Origin of the sequence: Pandoraea commovens (genome assembly GCF_902459615.1) — a bacterium.
GTDB lineage: Bacteria > Pseudomonadota > Gammaproteobacteria > Burkholderiales > Burkholderiaceae > Pandoraea > Pandoraea commovens.
This window is the reverse complement of the sequence record NZ_CABPSA010000009.1, coordinates 28,430-47,647: the sequence shown is the minus strand read 5'-3', so window position 1 is coordinate 47,647 and position 19,218 is coordinate 28,430. Positions and strand designations below refer to the sequence as shown.

Sequence of the window (19,218 nt, the reverse complement as noted above, 5' to 3'; positions counted from 1 at the left end):
TAGCGCCCGCCAACGCAGTGCGACGCTGTGTCCCAGTGGCGTGGGCGAGGCAGGGCGTCGCTCGTTCGGCGGGCGTGCGACAATACGCCATCTCGATTTCGGAACCAGCCGTCTTGCGCGACTCAGGCGCTGGCGCTGCATTTGCCGCATGTCTCAAACGCATTCCTCCAGCCAGACGCACGATGTCGTCGTCGTCGGTGGCGGTCTGGTCGGAAAGGCCGCCGCCTTGCTCCTTTCGCAGGCGCGCCTGTCCGTCGCGCTGCTCGCGCAACCCGCAGCCCCCGCCCCGACAGGCGGTGACATGTGGGATGCCCGCATCTACTCCCTGTCGTCCAGTTCGCAAGCGCTCTTCGAGCGCATGCGTGTGTGGCAGGCCGTCGATCCGGCACGCGTCAATCCCGTCTATGACATGGAAGTGTTCGGTGACGAGCGCGGCAGTCTGCATTTCTCCGCCTATCAGGCCGCTGTGCCGCAACTCGCCTGGATCGCCGAGTCGTCGAATCTGGAACGCGCGCTGGACGCCGCGCTGCGTTTCTCCCCGCAGGTGCAATGGCTTGACGCCCGCGCCGAAGCGCTCGAAGTCGACGCTGCCGCTGCATCGGTGCGTCTGTCGGACGGCAAAACGCTGCGGGCCTCGCTTGTGGTCGGTGCCGACGGCGCGCACTCATGGGTGCGCAGCACGGCAGGCCTCGACGGCACGGTGCGTCCCTACGAGCAACTGGGCGTCGTGTGCAACTTCCGCGCGGAACGTCCGCACCGCGATACTGCCTTCCAGTGGTTCCACGACGGCGAGATCGTCGCGTTACTGCCGCTGCCCGATCAGCACGTCTCGCTGGTCTGGTCCGCTGCCGACGATCACGCGAAGCATCTGCTTGCGCTTGATCCCAAAGAACTCGCGCAACGCGTCGGAACATTCTCGAACAGTGAACTTGGTCAACTGACACCTGTCTCAGCGCGCGCTCAGGGTTTTCCGCTCGTACTGGCGCAAGCCAAGCGTCTGATCGCGCAGCGCGTGGCCCTGATCGGCGACGCGGCGCACGTGGTGCATCCGCTCGCAGGACAGGGCATGAACCTCGGTTTGCGCGACGTGGCGTCGCTCGGCGATGCGCTCGCCGGGCGCGAATCGTTCCGCGACTGTGGTGACGATGCGGTGCTACGTCGTTACGAGCGCGCGCGCAAGGAAGACATCGGCAGCATGGCGTTCACGACGGACGGCTTGCATAAGCTGTTCTCGACGAGCAGCCCGCTCGCGAAGTTTGTTCGCAACGCGGGCCTCGACGGCGTGAACATGCTGCCTTTCGTCAAGAAATTCCTGATCGGCCGCGCCCTGGGCTGACCCCTTCGGCGCAAGCACCGGCAACCCCCGCTTCGTGCATGGTTCACCGGTCGCGCCTCTCGATCGTCATATTTCTGGAGAAGTTCGATGTTGCAACGTTATCGCGCCGCGGCGTCCGCCGGATTGGTTCTCGCCGCAGTGTGCGCAGCCACCTTCACGACGTCCGCCGTCGCGCAAAACAAGCCCGATGCAACCCTGGATCGCGTGAAGGCTGCCGTGCAGAAGACGCTCGGCGCCGATGCGCCGGTCAAAGCGGTGGCGCGCACGCCGATTCCCGGCCTCTTCGAAGTGTCGGTCGGCGGCGAGATTCTCTATGCGGACGAGAAGGCACGGTACGTGATTCTCGGTGGCAATCTGGTCGACACGCAAACGCGTCAGAGCCTGACCGAAGCGCGTCAGTCGGAGCTCAACAAGGTCGACTTCGCCAAGCTGCCGTTCGATCGCGCGTTCAAGTACGTGAAGGGCAACGGTAGCCGCAAGATCGCCGTCTTCTCCGATCCGAACTGCCCGTACTGCAAGCGCTTCGAAGAAACGCTCAAGGGCTCGAAGATCGATAACGTCACCGTCTACACCTTCCTGTACCCGGTGCTCGGCGAGGATTCGGATAAGAAGTCGAAGGCTATCTGGTGTGCGCCCGATCAGCTCAAGGCGTGGCACGACTGGATGCTCGACAAGAAGGCCCCGCCGACCCCGACGGCCAAGTGCGACGACAAGCCCGTCAAGGACAACTTCGCGCTGGGTCATCAGCTCAACATCACCGGCACGCCGACGATCATCCTGTCCGACGGCCGCCGTCTGCCGGGTGCCGTGCCTGCCGAAGAACTGGAAAAGGCGCTGGCCACGGTCAAGTAAGTTACCGTCCGCTCGCCCCCTCCGAGAACAAGAAGCCGCTATCTCATGAAAGCCACGTCTGCACTGTCTGCCCCGTCTGCCATTAGGTACGCGATCGTTCCGAAGTCGCCCGCCGCCCATCTGTTCGAAGTGACCGTTACGGTCTCGAATCCTGCCCCCGAAGGCCAGCGCTTCACGCTGCCCGCGTGGATTCCGGGCAGCTACATGGTGCGCGAGTTCGCCCGCAACATCGTGACCATCGGCGCGACGTGCCGGGGACGCAAGATCGCCCTCGACAAGCTCGACAAGCACACGTGGCAGTCCGCGCCGTGCAAGGGCACGCTGATCGTGACGTATGAGGTGTACGCGTGGGATCTGTCGGTGCGCGCCGCGCACCTGGATGACACGCACGGCTTCTTCAACGGCACCAGTGTGTTCCTGCGCGTGCAAGGGCAGGAACACGCGCCGTGCGAGATCGACGTGCTGCGTCCGCGCGGTGCCGCGTTCAAAGCGTGGCGCGTCGCCACGGCACTGGAACCGGCGGAAGGCACCGCGGCGCTCGACTTCGGACGCTATCTGGCCGCCGATTACGACGAACTCATCGATTCGCCCGTCGAGATGGGGACGTTCGTGCACGGCACATTCAAAGCCTGTGGTGTGACACACGAAGTCGCCATCACCGGGCCGGTGCCGAACCTCGATCTGGATCGTCTGCTGCGCGATATGAAGAAGATCTGCGAAGCGCAGATCCGTCTGTTCGAGCCGGGTGCCAGTTCGCGCTCGCGCGTGCCGATGTCGCGCTACGTTTTCCTGCTGATGACGGTCGGCGATGGCTACGGCGGTCTGGAGCATCGCGCATCCACCGCGCTGCTAGCGAGCCGTAACGACCTGCCGGTGCAGGGGCAGGCGCGCATGAGCGATGCTTATCGCGGCTTCCTCGGACTGGTGAGCCACGAGTACTTCCATACGTGGAACGTCAAGCGCATCAAGCCTGCGGTGTTCGCGCCGTACACGCTGGATCAGGAGAACTACACGCGCCTGCTGTGGCTGTTCGAGGGCTTCACGTCCTACTACGACGACCTGATGCTCGTGCGCAGCGGTGTGATCGCACCGAAGGACTATTACGAACTCGTGGCGAAGACGGTGGCGAACGTGCTGCGCGGCAGTGGTCGTCTCAAGCAGACCGTCGCTGAAAGCTCTTTCGACGCGTGGACGAAGTACTATCGTCAGGACGAAAATGCACCGAATGCCATCGTCAGCTATTACACGAAGGGTTCGCTCGTGGCGCTTGCGCTGGATCTGACGATTCGTGCGCAGACGCGCGGCCAGAAGTCGCTCGACGACGTGATGCGCGCGCTATGGCAGCGCTACGGTCGCGACTTCTACCGTGGTGCGCCCGAAGGGCTTGCGGAAGACGCCGTTCAGCCGTTCTTCGAAGCGGTCTCGGGTCTCGATCTGTCGGATTTCTTTGCGACGGCGATCAACGGCACGCGCGACTTGCCGCTCGCGACGCTGCTTGAGCGCGTCGGTCTGACGCTCGAACCGGTGACGCCGGAGAACGGTCGTCCGGGCATGGGTGTGAAGACGGGCAAGCGCGGCGACGAGGTCACGCTGGCACAGGTGCTCGACGGCGGTGCAGCGCAAGCGGCCGGTCTGTCGGCGGGCGACTCGCTCGTCGCCATCGACGGCTTGCGTGTGACGTCAGGCAATCTCGATAAGCTGCTGGAGCGCTATCGTCCGGGCGACCGGGTGACGCTGCACGCCTTCCGTCGCGACGAGCTGCGCGAGACGTCGCTCACGCTCGATGCGCCTGAGGTCTCGCAGTACCGCATTACCGAAACACGCGATCGCGCCGGCGCGCAGCGACGCGAGAAGTGGCTGACGGCCTGAGTGGCCGCCGGTTCACACTTCACTGTTCCTTCCTTGTGATTGTCCCGCGCTCGTCCTGAGTGCGGGATTTCAACCCAGTATTCAGCTCTGCAACGGACCCGGCACCGACGGGTCGCGGTTCTCCTCCGGACACGTCCGCGCCACAGCGAGCATGTGCTCGATGAACGCCTGCGTCTTGCGCGGCAGGAAGCGTCGCGACGGTGTGACCAGATGGACGGAACTCTCGGGCAACGACCAGTCGGGCAGCACCTTCACGAGGCGTCCGGACTTGAGCGCGTCTTCCGCAAGAATATCCGTGAGCGCGGCAATGCCGCTGCCTGCGAGTGCCATCTCCTTGACCATCCCCATGCTGTTGGCCTGAATCGCCCCGTGCATGGTGATGTCGACGCGTTGGCGGCCCTTGTGCAGCGTGTCGGAATTGAACAGACGCCGTGCGCCTTGCAGGATGATGAAGCGATGACCGTCCAGCTCGTCCGGGCTGCCCGGCAGTCCCGTCGCGCTGAGATAAAGCGGGCTCGCGTAAAGGCTGCGGGTGAGTTTCAGGAGCGGACGCGCGACCAGGGTGGAGTCGGAAAGTTGACCGGCGCGAATGGCGACATCGACGCGCTCGGCAATCAGATCGACGTGACGCGAACTCAGGTCCACGTCGACGGTGATTTCGGGAAAGGCTGCGCAGAAGGTCGCGAGCGGCACGGCGAGCCATTGCGTGGCGAAGTCGGCCGGGGCGGTGATGCGCAAACGTCCGCGTGGCTTGCTCGACATTTGCGACGCGAAGTCCCGCGTCTCTTCCACTTCTTCGAGAATCGGCAGGCAGCGCTCGTAATACGCTTCGCCGACTTCCGTCAGTTCGAGCCGACGCGTGGTCTTGTGGAGCAGCTTCGTGCCGAGGCGCGCTTCGAGCCGCGACAGACGCCGACTCACGGTCGCCTTGGGCAGATCGAGCCGCTCGCCGGCCCGCGTGATGCTGCCCGAGCGCACGACCTCCGCGAAGATCAGCATGTCATTCAGATCGTCAATCATCGCGCGCGCTCCTTGCGCCCTGTTACGCGGTCATTCGGTATGAGGTCGCGCCATGATGCAGTGAAATCGGCGGTGCTGCCCCTCAATCCTGCGGCGCTTCTTCATTGTTCCAAAATGGGAACAAACAATTCGATTTTACCGGCTTGTTTCATTTTTGGGGGTAACTAGAATTCATCCCAAGCCGACGTGCAATTCAAGGCGACCCAAAGCGGGACGCCTGGCACGAACGGATTTACGAACTTTCGGGAACACCCCCGGCTCTGGAGCCAGTGACATGACCACCATTCTGCAAATCAATTCCGCCGCCCGCTCGCAAGGCGCCAACTCGACCACGCTCGCTAACGAAACCGTGGCGCAACTCGTTGCCAAGAACCCTGGCGCGAAGGTCGTTGTGCGTGACCTGCTGGCCGATGGCGTGCCGCACCTCGACGAAGCCGTGATCGGCGCGTTCTTCACGCCGGAAGAGCAGCGTTCGGACGAACAAAAGGCCATCATCGCCCGCAGCGACGAACTGATCGCCGAAATCCAGTCCGCCGACACCATCGTCTTCGGCGTGCCGCTGTACAACTTCCAGGTGCCGACGCAACTGAAGGCGTACTTCGACTGGATCGCCCGTGCCCGCGTGACCTTCCGTTATCGCGAAGACGGCACCGTGGAAGGCCTGATCCAGGGCAAGAAGGTGATCGTGGCGTTTGCGCGCGGCGGCAACTACAAGGACACGCCGGCCGACAGCCAGACCCCGTACATCAAGACGATTCTCGGCTTCCTCGGCATGACGGATGTGACGTTCATCTACGCCGAAGGTCTCGCCCGTGGTCCGGAATCGGCGGCTGCCGCATTCGCCGGTGCCCGCGAAGCCATCGCCGCGCTGTAATCGTCGAATCGCTGTTGCTTCTCCCGCACGCGCAGGTTCCCCCATGGCCCATCCGACGCCCCTGCATCCGCGTCTGACCAAGCGCCCGGCCGCCCATGCCGGTGCGAACGCCATCCCGCGCGTGCTTCCCGTTTCCCGTCCCGGCCGATGTGCGGCTGCGGCGGGAGCGGGTGTTTTCGATCAGGTCGAGCACACGGACCCGTTCCTGTCGGTCGACCTCTTCCGTCGTCATGGCGCGTGCATTCCGCCGCATCCGCATGCCGGGTGTGTCGTGGCGACATATCTTTTCCCCGAATCGACGACCTCGCTGCGCAGCCGTCACGCCCACGGTGGCGACGACACGCTGCATCCCGGCGATCTGCTCTGGCTGGAAACGAATTGCGGCACGGTGCATGAAGACGTCCCGGAGAACGCGTGCGCTTCAGTGCGCGGCGTGCGCATGGTCGTCAGTCGTGACGGACAGCATCCGCATGGCGCACCCGTGCAGACGGTCGTGCGCGCCGGGTCGATGCCGCGCTGGCGCGAGGGCGATGTCGAACTGACGTTGATCTGTGGACGCTGGGCTGAGCATGCAGTGGAGCGCAACGACGGCGGTTGCACGACGTTGCTGCAGCTCGACTGGCATGCCGACGCGGTTCGGACGCTCGACATTCCGTGCGACGGTCGCCGTTGGATCGCGTTGATCGCACAGGGTGACGCGGCAGTCGCCGGACACCCGTTGCGTGTGGAAGGCAGCGTTCAGGCTCTGTTGTTGCCGCCCGGCACTTGGCAACTGGCAGGACGCAGCGGCGCACGCCTCATGCTCGCCGGTGGCGAACCGCTGGACGCCCCCGTGGTCTATCGCGGCAACTTCGCCGCACGCGACGAAGCCGATCTGGTCGCCCTCACTCGCCGCTATCAGCAAGGATCGATGGGCGTGCTCACACCCGTTTGCGTCGAGCGGAAGTAATCACTGAGTCACCCCAGCATCGGCAAGCGCTTTGCGGATGCGGTCGACTTTGATGGCGTTGTTATATGTCGCCTTCTCACTATCTCCCCCGTAGCCACCGTAGTGCAGTCCAACGATCATCCCGTCGGACAGGCGCACGACCGGCGAGCCGGAATTGCCGCCCCACGTCGATGAGTCGTAAGAGAACTGTTGCGGGTCGAGGCTCGGGTTTATCAACAACATGCCCGGCGCGATGCGCTCGGCGGGGAACGGTATCTGACTGTCCGGCAGCTTGAACATCGTATCGATCTGCTTCTCCGACAGATAGGTGCAATCGTCCCCGGCATCGGCCCCGGCACAACTCACCGGACGCGACGGATATCCAATGACGGCAACACGCGAACCTTCGGTCAGATTGAAGTTGGCGGCGAGCGGTGCGGCAGGCGGCAGTGCGTTGTCTTCCGTCCGGAGAATGGCGTAGTCGTTGTTCTCGCCGTCGCCGCCCACCGCTTCGATGGCGACGATGCGTACATCTCGCTGCGGCGAGCGTGTGGCGCAACTCGAATACTCCAGAGGGAACGATACGACCAGCAATTGCTTGCCGTAGAGACGCCACGCGCCCTGTTTATCGATATAAGCGTAGTTCTGAAGGACATGCCGATTCGTGATGATGTGAGACTTGCCCACGACGAACGCCGTCGCCCCGACGCTCATGTAAGTCGGTTTCGCTGCCGCGTCCGGCTGGTAATACTGGAAGATCACGCCGACGCTTTTCGCCACTGTAGCGAGTGACGACGACACATCGCCGATGTAATCGCGCCAGCTACGCCAAGCGGTCATCTGATCGTTTGCCCAGGGGGCGCCCGAGCACACACCATAGACAGGGCGCGTGACGACGCGAATCGTCTCCGTCTTCTCCTTCAGGTCCTTGAGCGATTGCGGCGGTTCGCCGTCGAGCAAGCGCGAGGCGGCGGCGATATTGTTGCGCGCCTGATCGATCTCCTGCACCTTCGCGGCGACGAGCGGCGTCTGTGAGTTCTTCAGCCACACCGCCTGTTCCTTCTTAAGCGCGAGATCCTGACGCTGCAACTGCGATTTCACGTCGAGCGACTCGGCTTCTTGTCGGGCCTGCGTGGCCGCGGAAGTGGCGACGTTCGGGGCCTGCGTCTGTGCCCCCGCATGGATCGTATAGCTCGTGATCAGCGCGCCGATGGCTATCCCAAGATTTAGCCGGTTCATTGTTTCCATGCCTCCGGAACGGCGCGCACCGCAGCGTCGGCGGCGGCGTACTGGGTCTTGGCCTTATCGAAGTCGTCCTTCAGTTCCTTGAAGAACGCGACCAGCTCGGCGATCGAAACGTGCTTGTCGTTGACGAGCGTGACCAACTGGCTTTCGGCCTCGATCAGCTTGTTGCGTAGCAGGACCGGCGACGGGCTGGCGTGCAGGGCGTCGTATTCGGCGAGTTGTTCGTTGGCCAGCATGCCGAGTTCGCGAATGCGAATGTCGTCGTCGGCATTGGAGATTTTTGCGGGCGTGAGCAACAGCTTGAGGAACGTCGCATAGGGACGTTGCAGCGACGCGATCTGACGCCGGTTCCACGCGTCTGCGACGGTCGATTCCTTGAAGTCATTGTTCATCACCGTTTCAAACTGGGGATGGAATTCATTCACGTACTTGGCGAAGCGCTCCTTGGCCGCCATGTCGTTGTATGCCGTCAATCCCGTCTGAATGAGCGCGGCGAGCGCCTTATAGGCGGCGACCGCGACCGGAATGACGGCGGTGACCGCTTCCGTCGACACCGCTGTCGACGGGCGTCCCTGCTTCCAGTCGATCAGACGCCTTTTCAAATCGGCGGCGCAGGCGGCGACGGCGTTTTTTGGAACCGTGCCGTCGGGAATGCCCGGAACGGTGATCGGTTTGCGTAGCGCCTGAAAGCGAGACCACTGACCGCCGATGGAATTGTCGCCCTCGGCGAGCACTTGTTTGAGGCCACCAGCGTACGCCGTGTCGAATGACAGGGCGGCTTTTTCTCTGACGAAGTCGTCCGTTCCGGCGCAGACGAAGCGAGCGAAAGAGCCTTGCGGGTCGTCCGCATCGATGTCGAAGATACGGACCTCGTTTGCTTTCACGTGACGTGTTTGCACGTAGTATTCGACGGCTTCGATGCGCCGCACGCGAGAGCGGGATTTGAGTTCGGTATCGAAGGCGTCGGCAGAGGCTTTGACGGCTGCGTCGAAACCATCGGCGGCGCTTTGCAGCGAATCCTTGCTATGGATCTGCGTCGCAGAACATCCCGCGAGTGCGGCGATGGCGACAACGATAACGAACGACCGCGCGGCATTGGCACACGCGGTGACAGCGACTCCCCGATTTGCCATCTCGAACCCCCGTACGAATAGGCAAACTGCGTTATGACGAACGTCTTCTGATTGTTTTCATGCGGTGCGTGGACACTCGAATGGCATCCCGTCTGCCGCGCGGCGTCATCATGTCACGCAGACTGGGGTCACACAATGAAACGGGCGATGTGAGTCGAGTGTTTGAAATCAGGCTTCGCTGTAACAACGAATCGAGGCCAGACGGGGGAAGTGCGGCGGGGGAGGAGGATGAGGGAGGGATTTGCAGGAAGCCCGGCGGCACTCGCCGGATTTCCTGCGTCAGCCCGATCAGCAAGGTGAGCGGGCCGACAACAACTCGCTTACTGATGGAAGTTCAGCGTCAGCATGGCGGTACGGCCCGGTGCCCACGTGGCGTAGATGGGGTAAGCGCTGGCGTAGTACTTCTTGTCGAAGATGTTCTGCACGTTCAGTTGCAGATCGACCGAGCGCGACACGCGGTACGTGGCGACCGCGTCGAAGCGGGCATAGCCCGGCGTCCACTTGCGCACGGTAGACGACACCGATGCGTAGGTCAGGCTCGAGAGCGTCATACCTGCACCCAGCGTGAGCTTCGGCATCACTTCGTAGTCGGTCCACAGCGTCAGGTTGTGCTTGGGCACCATCACCATCGGCAGACCGTTCGAGCCCGGCGCAGCGGCCGGACCGGCATCGGTCGTGATCGCGTTCAGGTACGAGTAGCCGCCGAACACGCGCCAGTGGTTCGTCAGATTTCCTGCCCAGCCGAGTTCTGCACCGCGCACGCGCTGGCTACCCGCGTTGATCGTGCCGCCCAGACCGTCGGAGACGCGAGCGTTCGTCTTGTCTGTCTGGAACAGGGCTGCGGTCAGCGACAGGCGCTGGTCGATCACGTCCCACTTCGCGCCGACTTCGATATTGCGGCTACGTTCGGGCGACAGGTTGTTGTTGGTCGCGGTGATCTGATCGGTACCGCCGCCCAGACCGCTGTTCGCGCCCGGCGGATTGGCCGACGTACCGTACGACGCGTACAGGCTCAACGACGGCAGCACCTTGTAGACCACACCCAACTGGAAGCTGAACAGGTTCGAAGTGTTGTTCAGGTCAGGGGCACCCGCTTGCACGGCGCTCACGTCGAAGCGGTCGAAGCGCGCACCGGTGTTGAGCAGCCAGCGGTCCGAGAGCTTCACGCTGTCGAACAGATAGGCCGACGCGGTGTTCGTACGCGTGTTGGTGGCGGCACCCGGGAAGGCCTTGTCGCCGTTAAGCGTCAGGGTGCCGGTCCACGGATTGTCCGGGTTCCAGTTGCCGATGGTCGTGCAGTTGTACGCGATCGAGCACGGACCGCCCGAGCGGATGTTGTTGCCTGCGCTGTCTGCGACGAGATAGCCCTCGTAACGACTTTGCTCGTTGCTGAACTCCAGGCCCGTCGTGAGCGTGTGCTCGAAGCCGAACAGCGTGGCCTTGCCGGTCAGTTCCGTCTGGTTGGCGATGCTGTTGGTGGCGTACTTACCGCTCTTGGCTTGTAGCGAGATGATGTTCGACGTGGCCGACTGGAACTGCGGGTTTGTGGCGACGTAATCGAGCGTCGAGCGGCCGACCATCGTCGTATTCTTGATCTTCCACGTGTCGTTGATGCGGTGTTCGACCTTGATTTCGCCAGTGTCCGTCTGACCGCGACGGTAATCGCGATTGTTCAGGCCGTAAAACTGGTTGCGCTGGAAGCCGCCGTCCGGCGTGCCGCCCGCCGAGCGGAACGGTGCGCTGAAGTCCGGCATGTCGTACGAATTCAGGTGGTAATAGCTGATCGTGACGGTCGTCGGACTGTTCAGACCGAACGCCACCGACGGTGCGATACCCCAGCGCTTGCTGTAGACGTTGTTGCGACCGGCCTGATCGGCGTCGTGACCCATCATGTTCAGGCGCACGGCAGTCTGGTCGTTCACCTGACGGTTCACGTCCAACGTCAGACGCTTGTAGCTGTTGGTCCCGAGACCGAAGCTTGCGTTGGTGAAGTCTTCCAGTCGCGGCGTCTTCGTGGTGATGTCGATGCTGCCGCCCACGGCGCCACGTCCGGCGTAGACCGAGTCCGGGCCCTTGATGACGCTGATGTTCTCGATGTCGAACGTCTCGCGATTCTGCACGCCCGAGTCGCGCATGCCGTCCACGAAAATCGAGTTACGCGATTCGAAGCCGCGAATGACCGGACGGTCGGCGGACGGGTTCGCCGCAGCGTCGCCACCGAGGAACGTGATGCCGGGCACGGTCTTGAGCGCGTCGGCGAAGGTCGTGGCATTCGTCTGCTTGATCAGCTCCTCGGGAATGACGGTGATCGAGCGCGGCGTGTCGCGCAGCGGGGCGACGAACTTATAAGACGGCAGCGTTGTCGTCTGCATGGCCGACGACACGGCACTGTCGTTGACCTGCGTCGTGGGCAGCGCGACGGCCGGAGCGTTGGTCGAGCCAGTGGCTTGCGGCGCCGCGTCAGCAGTGTTGGCAGGCGTTTGAGCGTGAGCGGATTGGGTGGCGAAGCTGCCAGCGACGACTAGGGCGCAGGCGACGGCGAGCAGACGCTCGCGCGTCTGAAAGGCGGTAGACATACGTGTGTTCCAGCTGCGGCGCCACCTTCGGACACTTCGCAGGCCGGGTAACGCACGGTTTAGTAGTTTTTGTTAATGAGATTGATATGGATTCTCATTACGGAAATGGAGTGTAATGGCTTCACTTTTGTATGTAAATGCTTAAGAGCGTATGCAGAATCGTATACGTTGTTGTGAGTCAAGCGATGCGCAGTTTGCGTGATTCATTTTGTAAGCTTTAACGATCATTTCTCGAAAAAAAATTAAAAATGATCGTTATCACCTACATATTGGACTTTCGTTTTTGTCAGTGTTGGCTATCATGGGAAGTGAATTTCCCGAAAATGATCGCCATGACTGACTTTTCTATTGACGTCCTGCCAAGCCAGTTCGGGGCCAGTTTTCAGCGGGCCCGCAAGGCCCGCAAGCGTTCGCAAATCTGGGTCGCCGAGCATGCGGGTTTGAGTCGCATGACGATCGTTCAGCTGGAAAAGGGCGAGAATGTCGGCCTTCATGCGGTGATGAAGGCGCTCGGTGCGCTCGATCTCGGACTTCGTCTGGATACCGCGCGACTGAACTACGACGACATACGTCGCATGGATGACGACGATGGATGATGCCAAGCTCAAATCACTGATCATCGGTACTCCGCAAGGCGATGCCGGTTCCCTCACGAAAGAATCGCGCTACGTCTTCAATTACGCCACTTCGGAACGTTCGCGCGAGGTGTCGCTTGTCATGCCGTACCGCGCCGAGAGTTACGCCGACACCGCCTTACCCAGCGTCTTCGCCATGAATCGGCCCGAAGGTTATCTGCTCGACAAGCTTCGGGAGCGTTTCGGCAAGTTCATGCGCCTTGACGACATGCGACTGCTCGCGATCACGGGGGCTAATCAAATTGGTCGTCTTCGCTACTTCGTGCCGGAGAAACCGCGCGAGTCGTTGCGCGCAGAAGTGGGACTGTCGACGCTGCTGAACTCCGGGGCAAGCGACGAGTTGTTCGACCATCTCGTCGGCCTCTACCTGTCGTCGGGCATTTCCGGATTCCAGCCCAAGGTCATGATGCCGGACGCCGATGCGCTCACACCCATCGTGGAAAAAAGCACGGCAGTCACGCCGGACCTGATCGTCAAGGCTGCCGGAGAAGACTATGCGCATCTCGCGCAAAACGAGTTCCTTTGTATGGCCGCCGCCCGCGAAGCCGGGATTAGCGTGCCGGAGTTCTGGCTCTCCGACGACGGATCGTTGTTCGTCATGCGACGTTTCGATCTCGAGGGCGACGCGCGGCAACAACTCGGATTCGAGGACATGGCGGTGCTGCTGGGGCGGTCAGCCGAACAGAAGTATCTTGGGTCCTACGAAAGGATTGCAGAGATGATTGGCTATTTGTGCGCCGAGAACCGGGCCGAAAGTCTCGTGCGATTCTTCGACTATGTGACGTTGTCCGTGATGGTGCGTAACGGCGATGCGCATCTCAAGAACTTTGGACTGATCTATGATCGGCCCGGCGGACGCGCGCCCTCGCTGGCACCGTTATTCGACGTTGTGACCACGACCGTCTATTCGCACTTCGATCCTCAGTCGGGCCGCACGCTGACGGATCGGACGCTGGCGCTCAAGCTAAACAAGCAGCGAACTTATCCCGACACGAAGGCGCTGATGACGTTCGGCAGAACCGTCTGTGGTGTCGCTCACCCGGAGCGGGTTGTCGAGCGTATCGAGACTGCAATGCAGGCGACGCTCGACAAACACGCACCTCGCATCGACCCCGAACTCCTCGGCGTCATGCGCCGCGAGTGGGCGCAAGGCTGTTCCGCTGTGGGTCCCGGGAAGCGCTTTGCCGTGCGCGCGTGACTACGCCGGAACCTGCCAGTCGATGGGCGTCTTGCCGTGCTTTTCGAGGAAAGCGTTGGCGGCGCTGAAGTGGCCGCAGCCGAGGAAGCCGCGATGGGCCGATAGCGGGGAAGGGTGCGGCGCTTCGAGCAGCAGATGGCCGTGACCGTTGAGCAGGGGGGCTTTCGCCTGCGCATGACTACCCCACAGCAGGAACACCAGCGGGCCTTGCTGTTCGGCGAGGCCGCAGAGCAAGGTGTCCGTGCAGGCTTGCCATCCGCCTTTCTTGAAGGGCTTCGCGTGGCTCGCGGCATTGGCGGCTTCGACGGTGAGCGTCGTGTTCAGCAGCAGCACGCCCTGTTTCGCCCAGGCGTCGAGGTTGCCATGCGACGGCGGCGCGATACCCAGATCCCGTTCGATCTCTTTGTAGATGTTGCGCAACGACGGCGGCACGCGCACGCCGCGCTGCACCGAAAACGCCATGCCGTGCGCCTGCGCAATGCCGTTGTCGTCGCCGTGATACGGGTCCTGTCCAAGGATGACGACTTTCACGTCCTTCGGCGACGTCATGCGCAGCGCATGGAAAATGTCCGCCGGATAGACGGTCTTGCCCGCCGCGACTTCGGCGTCGACGTATTGGCACAGCGGGGCGTAAGCGGCGCTCTGCACGAACGGGGCGACCAGCGTTTTCCACGCGTCGGGCAGCGCAGCGAACTGGTCTTCGACGCGGCCCTTCAATGGACCGGCCACGGTGACGGGACTGTCACTCCGGGTGTCGCCCGTCTCGCCCGTCTCGTTTGTACCGTTTGTACCGTTTGTACCGTTCGTACCGTTCGTCTCGCCGAAGAGAGAGCCTTGTCGCGCCTCGTCGGCGTTCTGGGCGGTTGCAGTTCGTGAGCGTGATGCCATGCGTGATATGTGCGGAGTCTGCTGAATTAACGGGTTCGTCGAAGTGCGAGCTCGAAGCGCGTTCAACCGCCCAGCACCTTTTGACGCAGACGATAGCCGCGCTGCGCCTTGCTGACGTTGTCGCTGTGCAATTCCGGCAAGACCGCGCGCAGGTCTTGCGCGAGTGCCTGGAGAATGCGTTCGCCCTGACCGTCGTGGCCGTCGTCGGGCGCATCGAGCAATTCCAGTTCCACTTCAATGAGCGGTTCCGTGTGACGCTGGCCGTTGGCCTGCACGGCGACTTCGCCACGATCGAACGCGATTTCCACGGCCGTGCCGTCACCCGCGACGTAGCGCCACAGGCGTCGCACGAAGTTCGTCTCGAACTGCGCCACGACCTTCGCGCCTTCGTCTCGCAACAGCGCGGCCGTCGTCGGTACATCGCAGGCGGCGATGAGGGGCGCGAGTTCAAGCGCCTCGCCTTGCACGGCCTGTTCCCACTCGTGACGCACATGCAGTCCGTCGCGCGCTTCGCCCACCGACTTGAGCGTTTGCAGCCACTGTCCGGCATGAGCGTCGCGGGCCACGTAGCGCAGACGCAGCGCAGCCTTGGCGCTCGCGAGCGCGAGATCCGGCGTATCGAAGTAACGATTGACGAGATGACGTTCGCCGCGCGCTTCAGCGCCGGGCAACCGGTCGAGATGCGCAATCAGCACGTCCGCGCGTGCTGCGGGGAGGTCGCCCGGGAGGGCTAGTTTGAGTTCGCGTTCGATGGCCATCGGGGCCGCTCCTGTGTGGGGGACGCCGGGCGTGCCGGGTATCGCGACACCGTGCCGGAGCGACGCGTCTTGCCGGAAGCCGGGCGGTGCCCCATCACGGGACACCGCGCCATCGACCGCTTGCATGACTCGCGAAGATGCGGGTCAGCGGGGCATGTCGAACAGGGTGGCGAGTGCGTCGCCCGGCTCGGGCGCGCGCATGAAGGCTTCGCCGACGAGAAAGGCATTGACGTTGGCCGCGCGCATGCGCGTTACGTCGTCACGCGAAAGGATACCCGACTCCGTCACGACCAGACGATCCTGCGGGATATGTTTCAGCAGGCCGAGCGTCGTGTCGAGCGTGACTTCGAAGTTGTGCAGGTTGCGGTTGTTGATGCCCAGCAGCGGGGTGCGCAGTTCTAGTCCTGCGTCCAGCTCCTGACCGTTGTGCACTTCGACGAGCACGGCCATGCCCAGCTCGTGCGCCTGCGCTTCGAGATCGCGCATCTGCGAGAGTTCGAGCGCAGCCGCAATGAGCAGAATGCAGTCGGCGCCCATGTCGCGGGCTTCGTACACCTGGTACGCGTCGATCATGAAGTCCTTGCGCAGGACCGGCAGATCGCACGCAGCGCGCGCTGCCTTGAGGTACTCGGGCGCGCCCTGAAAGAACTGCACGTCGGTGAGCACCGACAAGCACGCCGCGCCGCCTTGCTGATACGACTCGGCGATCTGCGGCGGCACGAAGTTCTCGCGAATCACACCCTTCGACGGGCTGGCCTTCTTGATTTCTGCGATGACACCGGACAGGCCAGCATCGATCTTCGTGCGCAGTGCGCCCACGAAGTCGCGGGTGCGCAGCGCGCTGTCGCCAACGGTCGCTTCCGCGTCGCGGCGCAGGCTCGCGAGGTCACGCACGCGCTTTGCAGCGGCGACTTCTTCGGCCTTCACGGCCAGGATCTTGTCGAGAACGGTAGACATATCGGTAGATAACTCTGGGGCTGCTGAAGGTTATGCTTTGAAGCGTTGCGTGTACGTGACGAATTCGTGGAGCTTTTCGCGGGCCGCGCCGCTGGCGATGGACTCGCGGGCCATCTTGATGCCGTCGGCGATCGTCGGTGCGCGATTGGCTGCGTAAAGTGCGGTTCCGGCGTTGAGCGTCACGATCTCGCGGGCGGTGCCTTCAGTGTTGTTGAGTGCTTCGATCAGCATCGTCTTCGATTCCTCGGCGCTGCCGACCTTCAGGCTGCGATTGCTCACCATCTGCAATCCGAAGTCCTCCGGGTGGATTTCATACTCGGTGACCTTGCCGTCCTTCAACTCGCCGACGAGCGTGGCTGCGCCGAGCGAGACTTCGTCCATGCCGTCCTTGCCGTAGACGACGAGCACGTGCTCCGCGCCCAGACGCTCCATCACGCGCACCTGAATGCCGACCAGATCCGGGTGGAACACGCCCATCAACTGATTCGGTGCGCCAGCCGGATTCGTGAGCGGGCCGAGAATGTTGAAGATCGTGCGCACACCCATTTCCTTCCGGACGGCGGCCACGTTCTTCATCGCGGGATGATGGTTCGGTGCGAACATGAAGCCGATGCCGACTTCGCGCAGACACTCGGCCACCTGTTCGGGCGAGAGCATGATGTTCACGCCGAGCGCCTCTAGAACGTCCGCGCTGCCCGACTTGGAGCTCACGCCACGGTTGCCGTGCTTGGCGACCTTCGCGCCTGCACCGGCGGCCACGAACATCGAGGCCGTCGAAATGTTGAACGTATGCGACACGTCGCCACCGGTGCCCACGATGTCGACAAAGTGCTCGTCGGCGGGGGCGTCCACGTGATTGGCGAACTCGCGCATGACCTGCGCGGCTGCGGCGATCTCGCCGATGGTTTCCTTCTTCACGCGCAGACCGGTGATGATCGCGGCCGACATGACGGGCGAGATCTCGCCCTTCATGATGAGACGCATCAGATGCAGCATCTCGTCGTGGAAGATTTCGCGGTGTTCGATCGTGCGCTGAAGCGCTTCTTGCGGGGTAATCATTTGTTGTCCTCTCCTCTGTCGGTGCTTGTCGGGTGCATAGCGCGCATTCGCTGATTCGGACGCGCTTTGGGATGTCTCAGGCGGCAATGGCCGTACGCGGCGCAGCTTGCACAAAGTTGCGCAGCACGGCGTGGCCATGCTCCGACAGAATCGATTCGGGGTGGAATTGCACGCCTTCGACGTCGAGCGTCTTGTGGCGCACGCCCATGATCTCGCCGTCGTCCGTCCATGCGGTGATCTCGAGACATTCCGGCAACGAGGCGCGCTCGATGGCGAGCGAGTGGTAGCGGGTGACGGTAAAGCGCTTGGGCAGATTCGCGAATACGCCTTGCTGCGTGGTTTCGATCTCGCTCACTTTGCCGTGCATGATCTGTTGCGCGCGAATGACCTTGCCGCCGAACGCTTCGCCAATGGCCTGATGCCCGAGGCAGACGCCGAGGATCGGGATTTCACCGGCGAAGCGCTTGAGTACGTCGAGCGTAATACCCGCGTTGGCCGGGCAGCTGGGGCCGGGCGAGAGGCAAATGCGGTCGGGGGCAAGCTCGGCGATGGCGTCGAGCGAGATTTCGTCGTTGCGGAAGACTCGCACGTCTTCGCCCAGTTCACCGAAGTACTGGACGATGTTGTAGGTAAACGAGTCGTAGTTGTCGATCATCAGCAGCATGATGGTCCCTGTTCGTCTGGTGACAAAGGATTGTCGAACGCATGGAATTAGCGAGTGTCCCCTGAGCGTGCCCCCACATTGACTTCGCGATCCGCGGGGGAGGGCGCTATGGGGATGAGATAGACGTGGCGGGTTACCGCCACCAGCGCAGGGCGGCGGTCAGGGGCGACCAGAGGAGGGAGGAAGGCTGATGCGACTTCATGGTGATGCCGATTGTAGCAGCAACTCCGGCGCGCCGTGAATGGGTGTCGCAAAAAGCGGCCATTCGGCGAAATTCGGGCGTCTTATGGCCGATTCCCGCAAGAATGTGCGCCTGACGCCCGCCAGTCTTCGATGATTCTGCGACGCCTGCCGGCAGGTATGCCGAAACGGGCGCGCGTCGCCACCCGCCCGGCCGTGGCTCATTTTTCGCCAAGGATGGTCGGGAGCGCATTGGACGGAGGCATGCCGTTCGCCCGTTCCACAATGCCCTTGTCGTTGCGATATACGATACCGGGCGTGCCACGGAAGCCGAGTTCGGCCATCAGCATCTGGTTACTCTGAAGTTTCTTCGCAATGGTCTCGGTAACGCTCCGTGCGGGTTTGATGCCGCCCTGCGCAAACTTTCGTTCGTTTTGAAGCAGTGCGGCTGACGGGTTAGGTGCGCCCAAGATCGCGGCTGCCTTCGTCACGCTGTCGGGCTTGATGACACCGACGAGCACGTGGCGCATCTGCACCTTGCCCGAGTCGATCCACGGCCGAGCCGTCTCCCAGAAGCGATTGCAGTAAGGGCAATTCGCGTCGCTGAAGGTGTAGACGATGCGCGGTGCGTCTTTCTTGCCGTCCTGCACCCAGTGCGCGGCGGCGAGCTTCGACCAGATCGTATCGCCCAGCGGTTTTTCGATAAGTTGCGTCACGCGCTCGATGTCGAGCGGTTTGCCGTCCGCGCCGATGCGGGTACCGACGATGGCGGTGCCGTCCGCCAGCAAATAGACCGCCATCGGCTGCTGACCGGCCAGTCCGGCGAAGGCCTGGAGGCCTTTGACCCCGGTGTCGAACGGTTGCAGAGATGTCACGCCTTCGTGCTCCAGCGCCTGCACGATGACCGGCTTTGTGGCACCGGGAGCAGTGGCGGAAGAAGTGGGCGAACCCGATGCGGGTGCTGCATCTGCGGCAACGCCGACCGTCGACATACAGAGCAGCGAGAGCGAGCTGATGGCGAGAGCGAGAGTCTTGCGAACCGGCAT

The 19,218-nt window shown here is 62.7% G+C and carries 17 protein-coding genes; 7 read left to right on the top strand and 10 right to left on the bottom strand.

Annotated features, from left to right (window positions below; translation table 11 throughout):
* The first annotated feature begins 148 nt into the window (after positions 1-148).
* From PCO31010_RS22020 to PCO31010_RS22010, 3 genes are all read left to right on the top strand, one after another.
* The gene (locus PCO31010_RS22020) at positions 149-1,336 is read left to right on the top strand and encodes a UbiH/UbiF family hydroxylase (protein ID WP_150666166.1); all 1,188 of its coding nucleotides are present in this window, start codon (positions 149-151) and stop codon (positions 1,334-1,336) included.
* An 87-nt stretch (positions 1,337-1,423) separates the two neighbouring features.
* Positions 1,424-2,188 carry a DsbC family protein gene (locus PCO31010_RS22015; protein WP_150666165.1) on the top strand — a complete coding sequence of 255 codons (765 nt, stop codon included), beginning with the start codon at positions 1,424-1,426 and terminating at the stop codon, positions 2,186-2,188.
* A gap of 45 nt (positions 2,189-2,233) precedes the next feature.
* A complete protein-coding gene (locus PCO31010_RS22010; protein WP_150666164.1) occupies positions 2,234-4,057 on the top strand; it encodes a M61 family metallopeptidase in 1,824 nt (607 codons plus the stop codon).
* 81 nt (positions 4,058-4,138) lie between these two features.
* Here PCO31010_RS22010 and PCO31010_RS22005 read toward each other — a convergent pair whose 3' ends face one another.
* Positions 4,139-5,077, bottom strand: coding sequence for a LysR family transcriptional regulator (locus PCO31010_RS22005; protein WP_150666163.1), 939 nt, complete (start codon positions 5,075-5,077; stop codon positions 4,139-4,141).
* Between the two features lie 274 nt (positions 5,078-5,351).
* Here PCO31010_RS22005 and PCO31010_RS22000 point away from each other — a divergent pair, with 274 nt between their 5' ends.
* Together PCO31010_RS22000 and PCO31010_RS21995 are read left to right on the top strand one after the other, a co-directional pair.
* Positions 5,352-5,951 (top strand): FMN-dependent NADH-azoreductase, encoded by a 600-nt coding sequence (locus PCO31010_RS22000; protein WP_150666162.1) that lies wholly within the window; start codon positions 5,352-5,354, stop codon positions 5,949-5,951.
* A 43-nt stretch (positions 5,952-5,994) separates the two neighbouring features.
* Positions 5,995-6,900: a pirin-like C-terminal cupin domain-containing protein gene (locus PCO31010_RS21995; protein ID WP_150666161.1), complete on the top strand. Its 906-nt coding sequence runs from the start codon at positions 5,995-5,997 to the stop codon at positions 6,898-6,900.
* Here PCO31010_RS21995 and PCO31010_RS21990 read toward each other — a convergent pair whose 3' ends face one another.
* From PCO31010_RS21990 to PCO31010_RS21980, 3 genes are all read right to left on the bottom strand, one after another.
* Positions 6,901-8,118 (bottom strand): trypsin-like serine peptidase, encoded by a 1,218-nt coding sequence (locus PCO31010_RS21990; RefSeq protein ID WP_174985045.1) that lies wholly within the window; start codon positions 8,116-8,118, stop codon positions 6,901-6,903.
* Positions 8,115-9,257, bottom strand: a complete 1,143-nt coding sequence (locus PCO31010_RS21985; RefSeq protein WP_150666159.1) for a hypothetical protein — start codon at positions 9,255-9,257, stop codon at positions 8,115-8,117. Before PCO31010_RS21985 ends, PCO31010_RS21990 begins: the two co-directional genes overlap by 4 nt.
* Before the next feature lie 320 nt (positions 9,258-9,577).
* Positions 9,578-11,833 carry a TonB-dependent receptor gene (locus PCO31010_RS21980; RefSeq protein WP_150666158.1) on the bottom strand — a complete coding sequence of 752 codons (2,256 nt, stop codon included), beginning with the start codon at positions 11,831-11,833 and terminating at the stop codon, positions 9,578-9,580.
* A gap of 248 nt (positions 11,834-12,081) precedes the next feature.
* Between PCO31010_RS21980 and PCO31010_RS21975 the strand changes: the two genes are divergently transcribed.
* On the top strand, positions 12,082-12,429 hold the full coding sequence (locus PCO31010_RS21975; RefSeq protein ID WP_150666157.1) for a helix-turn-helix domain-containing protein: 348 nt from the start codon (positions 12,082-12,084) through the stop codon (positions 12,427-12,429).
* Positions 12,413-13,666, top strand: coding sequence for a type II toxin-antitoxin system HipA family toxin (locus tag PCO31010_RS21970; RefSeq protein WP_246184724.1), 1,254 nt, complete (start codon positions 12,413-12,415; stop codon positions 13,664-13,666). Before PCO31010_RS21975 ends, PCO31010_RS21970 begins: the two co-directional genes overlap by 17 nt.
* Here the strand turns inward: PCO31010_RS21970 and PCO31010_RS21965 are convergent, their stop codons facing one another.
* The 6 genes from PCO31010_RS21965 to dsbG form a co-directional block, all read right to left on the bottom strand.
* Positions 13,667-14,554 carry a uracil-DNA glycosylase gene (locus PCO31010_RS21965; protein ID WP_150666155.1) on the bottom strand — a complete coding sequence of 296 codons (888 nt, stop codon included), beginning with the start codon at positions 14,552-14,554 and terminating at the stop codon, positions 13,667-13,669.
* Positions 14,555-14,616: 62 nt separating this feature from the next.
* Complete coding sequence (locus PCO31010_RS21960; protein WP_150666154.1) at positions 14,617-15,312, bottom strand: CYTH domain-containing protein; 696 nt, start codon at positions 15,310-15,312, stop codon at positions 14,617-14,619.
* Between the two features lie 144 nt (positions 15,313-15,456).
* A complete protein-coding gene (gene trpC / locus PCO31010_RS21955; RefSeq protein ID WP_150578535.1) occupies positions 15,457-16,269 on the bottom strand; it encodes an indole-3-glycerol phosphate synthase TrpC in 813 nt (270 codons plus the stop codon).
* A gap of 30 nt (positions 16,270-16,299) precedes the next feature.
* Positions 16,300-17,328, bottom strand: coding sequence for an anthranilate phosphoribosyltransferase (gene trpD, locus PCO31010_RS21950; RefSeq protein ID WP_150666153.1), 1,029 nt, complete (start codon positions 17,326-17,328; stop codon positions 16,300-16,302).
* Between the two features lie 76 nt (positions 17,329-17,404).
* Positions 17,405-17,992, bottom strand: coding sequence for an anthranilate synthase component II (locus PCO31010_RS21945; protein WP_150666152.1), 588 nt, complete (start codon positions 17,990-17,992; stop codon positions 17,405-17,407).
* 401 nt (positions 17,993-18,393) lie between these two features.
* Entirely contained in the window at positions 18,394-19,218 is an 825-nt protein-coding gene (gene dsbG, locus PCO31010_RS21940; RefSeq protein WP_246184723.1) for a thiol:disulfide interchange protein DsbG, read from the bottom strand.